The sequence below is a fragment of the Acinetobacter sp. ACZLY 512 genome (assembly GCF_023614015.1).
Taxonomy (GTDB): Bacteria; Pseudomonadota; Gammaproteobacteria; order Pseudomonadales; family Moraxellaceae; genus Acinetobacter; species Acinetobacter soli.
Map to the genome: position 1 here is coordinate 84,839 of NZ_JAKIVI010000013.1, position 13,614 is coordinate 98,452.

The 13,614-nt window shown below is 45.2% G+C and carries 14 protein-coding genes and 4 tRNA genes; all 18 read left to right on the forward strand.

All coding sequences use genetic code 11. The annotated features are described in order from the left end of the window. Positions 1-42: 42 nt before the first annotated feature. Positions 43-780: a LytR/AlgR family response regulator transcription factor gene (locus L2096_RS13660; RefSeq protein ID WP_151796818.1), complete on the forward strand. Its 738-nt coding sequence runs from the start codon at positions 43-45 to the stop codon at positions 778-780. A 108-nt stretch (positions 781-888) separates the two neighbouring features. Then, positions 889-1,812, forward strand: coding sequence for a hydroxymethylbilane synthase (gene hemC, locus L2096_RS13665; protein ID WP_048766025.1), 924 nt, complete (start codon positions 889-891; stop codon positions 1,810-1,812). 2 nt (positions 1,813-1,814) lie between these two features. Beyond that, on the forward strand, positions 1,815-2,582 hold the full coding sequence (locus L2096_RS13670) for a uroporphyrinogen-III synthase (protein ID WP_250365640.1): 768 nt from the start codon (positions 1,815-1,817) through the stop codon (positions 2,580-2,582). Between the two features lie 11 nt (positions 2,583-2,593). After that, positions 2,594-3,424 carry a hypothetical protein gene (locus tag L2096_RS13675; protein WP_250365641.1) on the forward strand — a complete coding sequence of 277 codons (831 nt, stop codon included), beginning with the start codon at positions 2,594-2,596 and terminating at the stop codon, positions 3,422-3,424. 11 nt (positions 3,425-3,435) lie between these two features. Continuing rightward, positions 3,436-4,629, forward strand: a complete 1,194-nt coding sequence (locus L2096_RS13680) for a heme biosynthesis protein HemY (protein WP_250365642.1) — start codon at positions 3,436-3,438, stop codon at positions 4,627-4,629. Between the two features lie 8 nt (positions 4,630-4,637). After that, a complete protein-coding gene (locus tag L2096_RS13685) occupies positions 4,638-5,078 on the forward strand; it encodes an acyl-CoA thioesterase (protein ID WP_004932338.1) in 441 nt (146 codons plus the stop codon). A gap of 204 nt (positions 5,079-5,282) precedes the next feature. Then, positions 5,283-5,609 (forward strand): H-NS histone family protein, encoded by a 327-nt coding sequence (locus tag L2096_RS13690; protein ID WP_004932341.1) that lies wholly within the window; start codon positions 5,283-5,285, stop codon positions 5,607-5,609. A gap of 161 nt (positions 5,610-5,770) precedes the next feature. Next, the gene (gene gspN, locus L2096_RS13695; protein WP_250365643.1) at positions 5,771-6,514 is read left to right on the forward strand and encodes a type II secretion system protein N; all 744 of its coding nucleotides are present in this window, start codon (positions 5,771-5,773) and stop codon (positions 6,512-6,514) included. Beyond that, complete coding sequence (locus L2096_RS13700) at positions 6,514-7,365, forward strand: type II secretion system protein N (protein WP_250365644.1); 852 nt, start codon at positions 6,514-6,516, stop codon at positions 7,363-7,365. Before gspN ends, L2096_RS13700 begins: the two co-directional genes overlap by 1 nt. 40 nt (positions 7,366-7,405) lie before the next feature. Continuing rightward, positions 7,406-9,709, forward strand: a complete 2,304-nt coding sequence (gene gspD, locus L2096_RS13705; RefSeq protein WP_250365645.1) for a type II secretion system secretin GspD — start codon at positions 7,406-7,408, stop codon at positions 9,707-9,709. Between the two features lie 69 nt (positions 9,710-9,778). After that, positions 9,779-10,441, forward strand: coding sequence for an FHA domain-containing protein (locus L2096_RS13710; RefSeq protein ID WP_025095803.1), 663 nt, complete (start codon positions 9,779-9,781; stop codon positions 10,439-10,441). Between the two features lie 76 nt (positions 10,442-10,517). After that, positions 10,518-11,183 carry a phosphoglycolate phosphatase gene (locus tag L2096_RS13715; RefSeq protein WP_227265791.1) on the forward strand — a complete coding sequence of 222 codons (666 nt, stop codon included), beginning with the start codon at positions 10,518-10,520 and terminating at the stop codon, positions 11,181-11,183. 104 nt (positions 11,184-11,287) lie between these two features. Further along, entirely contained in the window at positions 11,288-12,781 is a 1,494-nt protein-coding gene (gene trpE / locus L2096_RS13720) for an anthranilate synthase component I (protein ID WP_250365646.1), read from the forward strand. A 98-nt stretch (positions 12,782-12,879) separates the two neighbouring features. Beyond that, positions 12,880-12,955, forward strand: a tRNA-Thr gene (locus tag L2096_RS13725). Between the two features lie 58 nt (positions 12,956-13,013). After that, a tRNA-Tyr gene (locus L2096_RS13730) sits at positions 13,014-13,097 on the forward strand. A 38-nt stretch (positions 13,098-13,135) separates the two neighbouring features. Continuing rightward, a tRNA-Gly gene (locus L2096_RS13735) sits at positions 13,136-13,211 on the forward strand. A 13-nt stretch (positions 13,212-13,224) separates the two neighbouring features. Then, positions 13,225-13,299 (forward strand) — tRNA-Thr (locus L2096_RS13740). A 171-nt stretch (positions 13,300-13,470) separates the two neighbouring features. Beyond that, a partial coding sequence (locus L2096_RS13745) for a GTP-binding protein (RefSeq protein ID WP_228156027.1) occupies positions 13,471-13,614 on the forward strand: 144 nt, incomplete at its 3' end.

Sequence of the window (13,614 nt, forward strand, 5' to 3'; positions counted from 1 at the left end):
CTTAAAAACAGGATGTCATGGGGCCACGACAAAGGAGGAAAAATGAGGATTCTGATTTGCGACGATGAACCTCTTGCGATTGAACGTTTGTCACGGTTGGTGGTGCAATTGGGGCATGAAGTGGTTGCGTATGCCTGTAATGGTCGTGACGCGATTGAGCTGGTGGATCAACATCAGCCTGATGTGGTGCTGCTGGATATTCAGATGCCGGAAATGAACGGCTTATTATGTGCAGAACAATTAGGTACATTCGACCCAATGCCGGCGATTATTTTTTGCACCGCCTACGATGATCATGCACTGGATGCGTTTAAATCCAAAGCACAAGGTTATTTACTCAAACCGATTGCGCAAGACGATCTGGCGCGTGTATTGCATCAGTTGCCGCGTTTAAATCAGGCCCAGATCACGCACATTAAACAACAAGATACCCATGATCGTCCTCATCAGCGCCAGCATATTACGGCACGTACTTATCGTGGTGTTGAGCTGATTCCGGTTGAAAATATTTACTATTTTCTGGCAGATCAGAAATACGTCACCGTACGTCATAAGCATGGCAGTGTGCTGATTGACGAGACACTCAAAGATCTCGAGCATGAATTTCAAGATCGTTTTATTCGTATTCATCGCAATGCATTGGTCTCGATGGATTATTTGGACGGTCTGGAACTGATCAGTTCAGGACAATACCAGGTACGCTGTAAAGAGGTCGATGAACGGCTTGCGGTCAGTCGGCGTCATTTACCCTATTTGCGTGATCGCATGCAAAAACTATAAATTTGAGCCAACTTGATCCTGATTTGATGCGCTACGGGGATATTTTACTTGCATTTTTAATCAATCAAGTTAAGTTTAGAGTCTGTTTTTTTATCGATCTGAGCCCTTATGCAGACCTTAAAGATTGCTACACGACAAAGCCCGCTTGCACTTTGGCAGGCAGAACACATTCGTGATCGTTTACAGGCACTTCATCCGGGACTTCAGGTTGAGCTGGTCAAATTTGTAACCCAAGGTGACAAAATTCTAGATACGCCCTTAGCCAAAATTGGGGGTAAAGGCTTATTTGTCAAAGAGCTTGAGGCGGCATTACTGGATGGGCGGGCAGATCTGGCCGTGCATTCCATGAAAGATGTACCGATGCATTTGCCTGAAGGATTAAGCCTCGCGGTGATCTGTGAGCGAGAAGATCCACTTGATGCTTTTGTATCGAATGAGATTAGCCATTTCGATGCACTGCCACAGGGTGCACGCGTGGGTACATCGAGTTTGCGCCGTAAGTGCCAGATTTTAAAGCAACGTCCAGATTTGAATATTATCGATTTACGCGGCAATGTAGGCACGCGGTTATCGAAGCTGGATCAGGGTCAATACGATGCGATTATTCTGGCCAGTGCAGGCCTAAAGCGTTTAGGTCTGAACGAGCGTATTCGCCACACGCTGCTGCCACAGATGAGTTTACCTGCGGTAGGGCAAGGTGCATTAGGGCTGGAATGCCGTTCAGATGATCATGCATTACTGGAACTGATCGCACCACTTGCGCATGAGCATACCAGTGCATGCGTACGTGCCGAACGAGCTTTTAATGCGTATCTTGAAGGCGGTTGTCAGGTACCGATAGCAGGTTATGCCACTCTTGATTATGACCTCTTGACGTTAGAAGGACGAGTTGGCAGTGTAAAGGGTGATGTCCTGTTGAAAGATATCGTTCAGGGGCATCCTGATCAGGCGGAAGCACTTGGCATTCAACTTGCTAAACAATTACTTGATCAAGGCGCTGGCGATTTACTGCGCGAGTTATATCGCGACTAAATATGTATTTTATCAACACGCGACCTCTGGATCGAGCCGATGAGCTAACACAAGCCTTGGCTGCGCAAGGCTTTCGGGTTGAGTGCCTGCCATTACTGGAACTGGTGGAGCAGCCCTTCGATGCGCATTTGAACGCGCTTTATCAAGACTTAACGCATGCGCAAGTGATCGTGGTGGTGAGCCCGACTGCGGTTGAAATTGGAATGCGCTATTTGCAGCGTGCAGGGCTCACCTTGCAGGATGTGGCACAGGCTGACTGGATTGCCGTAGGGCAGCAAACAGCACAAGCATTGTCGCATTATGGTATTCAGGCGCATGTACCGTCGATCGAAAGTTCGGAGGGGATGCTGCATCTCCCTGTTTTTGAAACTCAGAGCGCGCTCCATCGTGTGGCCTTTTGGCGTGGTGAAGGCGGTCGGCAATTTATGATGCAACACCTGGCCGAGCAAGGGATTCAAATTCTCAATTTTGTTTTATATGATCGCCGTTGTCCTCTAGCTAGCAAACAGCAGATTGGCAATATTGCAGCCAAAATTAAAGAACAAAAACAAAGGGCTTGGGTATTAATCAGCAGTGAAGCCAGTTGGCTCAACTGGCTGGCACTGACCCAACATGATACGCCACTCTTTGATTTATGTGATTACGTGGTCTTGGGCGAACGACTCGAACAAATATTAACGATCTATCAGAACCAGTCTTCACAGAGTTTTACTATCATACGTGTGGAGAATCTTAAGGCGGCAACGCTTTTGCGTCACTTACAGGCATAATCAGGAACATTATGAGAAAAATTTTATCTGTCATTTTGATTTTAGCTTTAGGTTGGTTGGCCAAGCTAAGTTATGACATGTTTCAAATTTCTCAGCAGCTTCCGGTGCTTCAACAAAATTTACTTAAACTCGATCAAAATAATGCCAAGCTGAACGATCAACTAGTGGCTTTACAACGCCAGATCGGTACAGCACCTGAACAGCATTCGCCTTCATCGGCACCGGTTACAAATGCTGCTTTTACAGCAAATCCGGTTATTTTGATCAAGCAACAGTTGGAGTTTGTCGAATTTGCATTGCAACAACAACAATATACGTTGGCAGTTGAAAAGCTCAATGAACTGGATCAATCTTTAGGGCTATTTAATCTGGCACCTACACTCAAAGACAGTCTGCATGTGGCTTTGGCTCAAGATCGACAAACCATTCAGCAGGTGGTGAATGTTAAATCGGCACAGCGTGAACAATTTAATGCCTTAATTTCGCAAATGGACAAACTGCTACAACAAGCTGGACATCAGTCGCATGTGGAGCTTGATCGTAGTGACACGACGTATTTCTGGCAAGGCTGGTTCCAGTTTGAGAAGGTTCAGCAGCCCTCAGCCAATCTTATGAATCGACAATTAGTTTTTAAAGAAGTTCAGTTGCGTTTGATTTTAGCCAAACAAGCACTTAATTTGGGGCAGGTCACTGAGTATCAAACCACTATCCAAACCATCATCGAGCAAATAGGCCAGCTACCCGATAAAAACAGCCAGCAATTAAAATCAAAATTTGAAAAACTCAAGCAGGTGCCCGTTGTTCCTGTACCTAAACTTGCCGCTTTAGCGCTGATCGGCTAGAAGGAAGCTGTATGAAAGGATTAATCTGGACCTATCTGATTGGTGCCTTGTTTGTTTTGGCGATACTGAGTGTTTTAAGTTATGGCTATGGTGCCGGGTATGTGTATGTCTACTGGCGTGACTGGCAGCTACAAACAACTGTTTGGGCATCCATTTTTGTCATTGCCATATTAGGTTTTGTGTTGCAACTGCTCTGGATTAGCGTGAAACGCTATTTAAGCCGTGAGCAACGTAAACTAGAAACGGTTTTTGATTTTAAAAACCTACATCCTTATGAACAACTTGGTGTCATCTGGCTGCTTGATGCTGCACAAGATCAACATGCATTTATCGATCGAATTTTTACCCAATCTGGCTTGTTAAAAGGCATTGTTGAATCCAAGCTGCTGTCTAGGCAAGGTCATTATACACAGGCACTCAACGCACTGAATCATACCGCGCCGATGGCATTTGAGCTGGCAGAGTTGCAACGTATCGAAATTTTTCTTGCTTTGCATGATACAGAAAAGGCTTTAACGCACCTCGAATTTCTTCAACAGCATCAGTTATCACCTTGGCTCAAAGATATTGAGCAGTCCTATCGCCAAAAGATTACAGAATACTGGGGACGTTTAGCCCTTCAGCAATCTTGGTTATATTTACGCTCGCTTCAATATGGGCATCTAGATGCACATACACGTGATCTTTGGTTGCAACAGGTATTAACTCAGTTTGAAGAGGCATCGGTAGATGATTTATATGCCTTACAGCAACGTTATTTAGAATTGGAACAAGAAATACAGACAAGGCCGTATAGTAGTAAGGTGCTCTGGCTAAAACTTTTATCACGCATGCCAGAAATGAGTATTCAGCATGAGCGTTTGGCATTGCATTTACTACGTGAACAGTTTGATCGGGACGTATTTTATTTATGGTTTCAGCAACAATTGTTAAAACAAGCACCAGATTATGCTGATATTGAAACTAAAATTGAAGAAATGGAGCAGACATATTTAAGTCAGCCGATTTTAAGTTTTGCTAAATGGTATGTTTATGAAGCCACTGAGCGGCATGCGCAAGCAGATGCATTACTGACACTGTATCCAGACAATGTTTTAATGAGCTATTTAAGAATTAAAGCGAAAATTAAAGACAATGATGAGTTGGTTCAACAGCTCAATCTTATTTTTGAAAATGATGCAAATTTTATTCAATTTAAAATATGAGAAAAAAGATGAAGGAACTCAATCAACATCCTGTTATCCATGAGCAGGCAGTCGCGTGGGGCGACATGGACGCATTCGGTCACGTGAATAATGTGTTGTATTATCGTTATATCGAAAGTGCCCGGATTAAATATATGGACATTTTGGATTTTTTTGCAGCAGAGGTGTATACCGTTGTTGCCTCAAATCAGTGCAAATATTTAAAACCCGTATTTTATCCCGATACACTTAAAATTACGGCATCTATTGAAGAGATTCGGACCAGCGGTTTTAAAATGACGTATCAGATCTGGAGTACGACACAAAATACTTGGGTGGCCAGTGCTGAAGCCATTATGGTGGTGGTCGATAAAAACACTTTAAAAAAACAGGCTATTCCAAATAATATAAAAAACAAGATTATTGAGCTTGAAACTGTCGCTGGAAATACACCTACTATTTTTAATTGAGATCAATTAAGTCAAAATTAAGATTTGTATAAATAATGAAAGCGACGCTTTAATCATATTTATTTAAATAGATTCCTGTTTTAACATGAAGACATTGCTTGATTATTTAAACTAATCTAAATATTATGAGCTTAGATGTGATTTAAACAGTTAGCGTTATTGGTCTATTGTTAAAAAGTTTTAATAAACTTGGAGTTGGTTTAAATGAAACCAGATATTAGCGAATTATCCGTTGAAGATTTAAAGCGTTTGCAAGCAGAAGCTGAGCAACTTATTGCCTCTAAAAAAGATCAAGCAATTGAAGATGCGTATAACCAAATTTTAGAAGTTGCTGAAAGCGTGGGGTATAGCGTTGAGCAGTTACTTGAATACGGCGCACAAAAACGTAAGAAAACAACACGTAAATCTGTAGAGCCACGCTATCGCAGCAAGAGCAATCCAGAAGAAACGTGGACTGGTCGTGGTAAACAACCGCGCTGGTTAGTCGCTGAGCTTGAAAAAGGTGCAAAATTAGAAGATTTCCTTATCTAATTTCATCATTCGGTCACCTTTAGCCAGTAAGCTCGATTAAACCAAGCATCTGCTTGGTTTTTTTATATAAGTGAATTGGCGATGATGGAAAAGTATGCATAATGTCGTAAAGAGAGGAAATTCCTCATCCATGGAAGACACTGTGCAGCGGTAATGACTGAATGAATAAAAAGTCGAAACAATTAAAATGGTGGATCTTTGCAGTCATTGTCTTTGGAGTATTTGTAATTTTACAGATTCCAGCCAACTGGTTAATTGCAAAATTTTCGAAAAACAACCAAATCTTGAGTAATGTCTCAGGCAATATCTGGCAAGGTCAAGCCGACTGGCATAAAGATCAGCTAAAGGGTTCTGTACACTGGACTGTCCGTCCGATGGATCTGTTCTTGTTAAAGCTTGGCGCACACGTAGAAATTCATAGTGCCAATACTGTTTTAAATGGCAATGTCGGTTATGGTTTTGGGAAAAAACTCAGCATTCGAAATTTAAACGGCGAGATTGCACCCGACACCTTAAAAGCACTCGTCAATTGGCAATGGCCAAATAATAGTATCCAGCTTAAGGATGTCCAGTTGAATTATCAAAAAGCGCAAGGATTCAGCGCAGCATCTGGCAATGTGCAATGGGCGGGTGGGCCTTTGGGGTATACCTTTGCCCAGCGCCAAGAGCGTATGAATATGCCATCGCTGCAAGGGACTGTATTGAATCAAGATAATCAACTTGAATTTGATATCCGTGACCAGCGTAATCAAAAAATGGTGAATTTATTGCTGGCACCCGACCTCATGCTTGATGTTCGTCTTACCCAGCGTTTTCTACTGAATGTACCCTCGTATAACGGTCAGGCCGGGCTTGATACCTATGTGATCAGTTCACGTCAGCCCCTGCTTAAAGGAGCGTCATAATGCTCAAGTCATGGGTGGAAACCATTCGGCAAAAACGGCTCGGTCAATTGGATCGCTTGGCACCTCTGATATTGGGGCTGTTGATTGTGTGGCTGTGCTGGAAGCTGGCAGCACTGTTCTGGCTAATTCTAGCCCCTCCACAGGCGATGCAGTTTGAGCGGGTTCAATTAGGATCGCAACAAGCACAAATTCCGAATATCAGCAGCTTTGCCCTGTTTAACGAGCCACAATTATCGAATAATCCCAATGATCAGCAAAACTTTGAGTTACAGGGGGTGATGCTGGCGTATCCATCACGATTGTCTTCTGCTGTGATCAGGGGTAAAGACAGTGTGGATCGTTATCGTGTGGGTGAGGCAGTGGACAATAGCAGCTATCAACTCAGTGAAGTGTATTGGGATCATGTGGTCTTGAGTCAGCCCAACGGCACCACGCGTGAAATTCGGTTTAAAGGCATGGAGAATGGGCTGTATCAACCGATTCTGGGTACCACGACTACCCCTCAAAATGCTACATCCGTTCCTCCTGCAAGTAATACCGGTAGCTCTGGTTCGGGAGCCGCTTTGGGTCAGGCCATTCAGCAAATGCAGCAAAATCGTGAGCAATATTTGGAAAATATGGGCGTCAGTAGCACCGCCGATGGCTATGAGGTGACCGAACGGACACCCGCGGCTTTAAAAAATACATTGGGCTTGAGGGCTGGAGATCGTATATTGTCTGTCAATGGTCAACGTGTTGGACAAGGACAAAACGATGTTCAATTGCTCGAACAAGCACGACGTGATGGACAAGTGAAAATAGAAATAAAACGTGGTGATCAAGTGATGACCGTACAACAAAGTTTTAAGTGATATCAGATGGTCACCATAATTTTAGGAAAAATAACCCGCTATGGCTTTATTTAATCATCGTCCCCTTTGGGCTTTAGTCGCAGCCGCTCCGGTGATGGCTGTGATCAGTACAAGCACGTATGCACAAACATGGAAAATTAATTTACGCGACGCCGATTTAACGGCTTTTATCAATGAAGTGGCGGATATCACGGGTAAAAATTTTGCAGTTGATCCACGTGTACGAGGCAACGTCACGGTCATTTCCAACAAGCCATTAACGCGTGATGAAGTCTATGATTTATTTCTGGGTGTACTGAACGTCAATGGCGTGGTGGCGATTCCTTCTGGTAATACCATCAAACTGGTGCCAGACAGCAACGTTAAAAATGCAGGTTTACCTTACGATATGCGCAATCGCGCCCGTGGAGACCAAGTGGTCACGCGGGTTATTTGGGTAGAAAACACCAATCCAAACGATCTGATTCCGGCACTGCGGCCTTTGATGCCTCAATTTGCAAGTCTTGCTGCCGTGCCGGGCACAAATGCACTAATTGTCTCAGATCGGGCGGCAAACATTGCACAACTCGAAACCATTATTCGTAACCTCGATGGTACGGGACAAAATGATGTCGAGGCCATTACCCTGCAAAATAGCCAAGCTGAAGAAATGGTGGGGCTACTTGAGTCAATCAGTTCAACGGGCGCTTCAAAAGATGTGACCGGTTCACGTGTCAGAATTATTGCCGATGCCCGCACCAACCGTATTTTGATCAAAGGGGATACCGGAACGCGTAAGCGAATCCGCAACATGATTGAAACCTTAGATGTCCCTTCTGCAGATCGCTTGGGCGGATTGAAGGTGTTTCGTCTGAAATATGCCAGTGCCAAGAGTCTGGCAGAAATTTTACAAGGACTGGTCAGTGGTCAGGCCGTAAATAGCTCGCAAAGTAAAACTGGGAGTAACTCGGGTTCATCTTCTTCCACTGGTCTCAATAGCCTCATTGGTGGAAGTGTATCGCAGAGTAATACCACGGGTAGCAATAACGCTACATCCGGTTCATCGATTAATTTGAATAGCAGTAATAATGCGAACAATCAAAACAGCATCACCAGTTTTAACAATAATGGTGTCAGTATTATTGCCGACAGTGCACAAAATGCTTTGGTGGTCAAAGCAGAACCACAATTGATGCGCGAAATTGAATCAGCGATTCAGCAACTCGATATTCGCCGTGAACAAGTCTTGATTGAAGCAGCTATTATTGAGGTGTCGGGGGACGATGCCGATCAACTCGGGATTCAGTGGGCGCTGGGGGATTTAAGCAGTGGTATTGGCCTGATCAGTTTTAGCAACGTAGGCGCGAGCCTAGCTTCAATTGCAGCGGGTTATTTGTCTAATGGCTCTACAGGTGCTGCATCTGCGATTGCCAGTGGTTCAAATGGTGGCAGTGGTGCGACCTTAGCGCTAGGTAATTTCAGTAACTCACGAAAAGCCTATGGTGCGCTTATTCAGGCACTTAAGACCAATACCAAATCTAATTTGCTTTCTACACCATCGATTGTCACGATGGACAACGAAGAAGCTTATATTGTGGTGGGGCAGAATGTTCCATTTGTGACGGGGTCGGTTTCAACAACTTCAACGGGTGTGGCCAATCCCTACACCACGGTAGAGCGTAAAGATGTGGGTGTCACGCTCAAGGTGATTCCGCACATTGGTGAAAACGGCACGGTGCGTCTGGAAGTCGAGCAAGAAGTTTCTGCTGTGCAAGACAAGGGCCAAGCAACCGATCTAATTACCAGCAAACGTGCCATCAAAACCTCGGTGTTGGCAGAACACGGCCAGACTGTGGTCTTAGGTGGCCTCATTTCGGATAACCGCACGTTGTCGCGTCAAGGTTTGCCGGGTTTAAGCAGTATTCCCTACGTTGGGCGTTTGTTCCGTGCAGATTCAAATAGCAACGAAAAACGTAATCTGCTGGTGTTTATTCACCCAACCATTGTGGGCGATGCCAATGATGTGCGCCGGATTTCGCAGCAGCGCTATAATCAACTTTACAGTTTACAGCTCTCTATGGATAAAAATGGCAACTTCGCTAAATTGCCAGAAAATCTAGAACAGCTCTACCAACAACCTGCCGTGCCTGTCGCTGCGGTTCCGAGCACCCCTTATCAGCAGGTTCCCGTCACAACGGTCACCACGCCAGTGGCAACAGTACGCCCAAGTTCACCCGTTGTACGTAAGGGGACTTCTTATGCCTTACCCGTACAGCCGACTGTAAAAACCCAGTCCTTGAGTGAGCCAGAAGTAGAGCGAACCAAAAATACAGTGACCACCACCACCTTGCGACCTGTGTCATAACGGCAGGCGACGAAGACATGAAGCATGTTATGATGATCACAAATCACGATAAGAGACAGACTTAAGATGATGACGTGGAAATTACAAGCCATTACAGGTGAATTTACAGGACAGGAAATTGCGATTGAGCAGGACATGCTGGTGGGTCGCCATCAGGATGCCGGTTTGGTTTTGCAAGCAGCCGAAGTATCGCGAAAACATGCAGCGCTACTGCTGCAAAACGATCAACTTTGGGTGCAAGATCTAAAATCATCCAATGGTACTTTTGTGAATGACGTGCGTATCGAGGGCGAAGTACAGCTTCACGATGCCGATATTGTTCAGTTTGCCAGTCTTAAATTTGCAGTGTTGGCACCAGCAAAACCACAACTTGAGCGAGAGGCGTTGCCTGAGGTTGAGCTTGAGCCGGTTCATCATTCGGTGGAACAGCCAAATGTTAATGCGCATCAGACACAGCCCGTCGATGCAGGTATGCCAACTTTAACCGAACGTGATACCGGTGCTGAAGTGAGCCGTGAAGGTATGCCGCAAAACGTTGCCGTACCAAAACCTGCGCCAATTCCGGACGGCGTGGTGGTGAATGCAACACCAGATCCGAAACCTGTGGCCATTGAGCAACCAGTTTCGTCGGTAGAAAAAGAAATTGAACAACGTAAAAATGCCTCTGTGGGTTTTATGACCATCGTGGTGTTGATTATTCTTGCAGTGATGGCGTGGGTATTTTTAAAGTAAGCATGCCCGATCAATCGTAAGGTCACTCAAGGCATGCCAAACGCATGCCTTTTGGTTTTTAGCAGACAGGTAAAATATGAGTGTAGTGCAATTAGAGCGTCGTCAATTGGTATTGTTTGATCTAGATGGAACCTTGGTCGATACCGCATCCGATATGTATCGTGCCATGAACATCACCTTGCGTGATCTTGGCTGGACGGAAGTGAGTGAGACACAAATTCGTCAGTGGGTTGGACAGGGCACAGGCAAACTCTGTGATGCGGTGCTGACTTTTTTATTTCAGCAGATCGATCCTGAGCGTCATCAGCAGCTTCTGGCGCACTACCTGCATGTGTATGCCCAAGAGTTATGCGTGACCAGTCGGCTATTTGATGGTGTTGAAGCATTTTTACAACGTTGTCAGGCACAGCACATTCGTATGGCATGTGTTACCAATAAACCAGAGGCACTTGCGCGCAAGTTGCTTGAAGAACTAGACATTGCGCATTATTTCGATCTGGTGGTGGGAGGGGATAGCTTGCCAGTTCGCAAACCCGATCCATTACCTCTTTTGCATAGTGCTGCACAATTTAATGTCGAGCCTCACGCAACACTCATGATTGGCGACTCTAAAAATGATGTGGAAGCAGCACGTCGCGCGGGTATCGATTGTATTGTGGTCAGCTATGGCTATAATCATGGAGAAAATATTTACGACAGTCAGCCACAACAGGTGGTGGACCGTTTAGATCAACTGATTTAGTAATACAGGGGTGGGGCATGTATCAGCGCATGGTGTTTCGATGGCGATAATCGCGTCTTTAATCACTTTTATCGGGCTTCACTTAAAACCATTGAGATAACATCATGACAACACACACTCAGTTTGAACAACTTAAAGCTGCTGGCTACAACACGATTCCCATGTATCGACAACGTTTGGCCGATACCGATACGCCACTGTCGGTCTTTGCGCGTTTGCGCGATCATACTCAAGCATATTTGTTTGAGTCGGTAGAGGGAGGTGAAAACTGGGCGCGCTACTCCATTATTGGATTGGGAGAATCTACAGTTTTTTCCTGTAATGCAGGGCAGTTGACCATTAAAAATCCACAAGGTCAGATTTCTACTCAACCATGCACAGATCCTTTCACCTATATTCGCGAGTATCAGCAGCAGTTTAAGGTTCCACCGCACGCACTCACACCAGAACTCCCGCAATTTTCTGGGGGCTTGGTGGGCTACTTTGGTTACGATGCGGTGCGTTATATCGAGCCGCGCCTGAATAACGTACCAGAGGCCGATCCAGTTGGGTTACCTGATATCTGGATGATGCTTTCCAAGACCGTAATTATTTTTGACAATCTCAAAGACACACTGTTTCTAATTGTGCATGCCGATACTGCACATGAAGATGCTTTTACACAGGCACAGCATCAACTCGACAGTCTTGAGCAGTTACTGGCGACACCGGTGAGCCTGCAGGCAAAACCGCATACGCCGCCGCACTTCGAATCGCTCACTGGCAAAGACAACTTCTTGGCATCGATTGAAACGGTGAAAGAATATATCCGTGCTGGGGATGTCATGCAGGTGGTTCCGGGTCATCGTATGGTATCGGATTTTGATGGTGATCCTTTACAGGTTTACCGTGCGCTGCGTCATCTTAATCCATCGCCGTATCTTTTTTTGGTGCAGGGACAGACCTTAGTCGATCAGACACCGTTTCATATTGTGGGTTCTTCACCAGAGATTTTATCGCGTCTGGAGGATGGGATTGCCACAGTACGACCACTGGCCGGTACCCGACCACGTGGCAAGACCAAAGAAGAAGATCTGGCGCTGGAAAAAGAGCTCTTGGCCGATGAGAAAGAAATTGCAGAGCACTTGATGCTGATCGATCTTGGACGTAACGATGTGGGCCGTGTATCCAAGATTGGTAAAGTACAAGTGACTGACCGGATGGTGATCGAACGCTATTCACATGTCATGCATATTGTCTCGAATGTGCAGGGTGAAGTCCGTGACGATATCGATGCGTTAGATGTCTTTAAGGCAACTTTCCCTGCGGGCACCCTTTCCGGTGCACCAAAAATTCGTGCGATGGAAATTATCGACGAAGTAGAACCGGTTAAACGCGGCATTTTTGGTGGCGCAGTCGGTTATTTAGGCTGGCATGGTGAAATGGACATGTCGATTGCGATCCGCACCTGTGTCATTCGTGAAAATAAGGTGTATGTACAGGCGGGGGCAGGGCTTGTAGCAGACTCAAATCCTGAATCTGAGTGGAATGAAACCCAAATAAAAGCTCGCGCAGTGATCAAAGCGGTTGAATTATCGTCAAACGGATTGATTTTATGAGTTTTTAGCGGTTTTTTTTAAAAAACTGCTTGCATCGTTTGTGAGTTTTGCTAAACTGCACACCGTTCCGATACGAAACGTACGAAACACTAAGATACGCCGGCATAGCTCAGTTGGTAGAGCAACTGACTTGTAATCAGTAGGTCCACAGTTCGAATCCGTGTGCCGGCACCATCTTAAAGTGGTTCAATGTTGAAGTAAAGAACTTACACTGAAAGTTAAGTGTGATATTGGTGAGATTCCCGAGCGGTCAAAGGGGGCGGACTGTAACTCCGCTACGAAAGTTTCGAAGGTTCGAATCCTTCTCTCACCACCAACTAACTTCGATTGAAGTGGTAAATGTACCAACGCTGTGCGGGAGTAACTCAGTTGGTAGAGTGGCAGCCTTCCAAGCTGCATGTCGCGAGTTCGATCCTCGTCTCCCGCTCCATCGAAGGATTATCGCTCTTATAGCTCAGTGGTAGAGCACTCCCTTGGTAAGGGAGAGGTCTCGAGTTCAAATCTCGATAAGAGCTCCAGATACAGTTTGGTAGAGTAAAATCTACAAAGATTTCAAAAAGCAGGCTAATTAGTCTGCTTTTAAAGTATTGGGCGTCTGTTTTTTTAGACTAATGTCGATGTGCTGAGTAGCTTCGATGCCTTTTGTAGCCTCTTGTAGCTTGCTTTCGACGTAAACGAGGAAGATCATCATGGCTAAAGCCAAGTTTGAACGTAATAAGCCGCACGTAAACGTGGGCACAATTGGTCACGTTGACCATGGTAAAACAACTCTTACTGCTGCGATCGCAACTATCTGTGCGAAAACTTACGGCGGTGAAGCGAAAGATTACTCG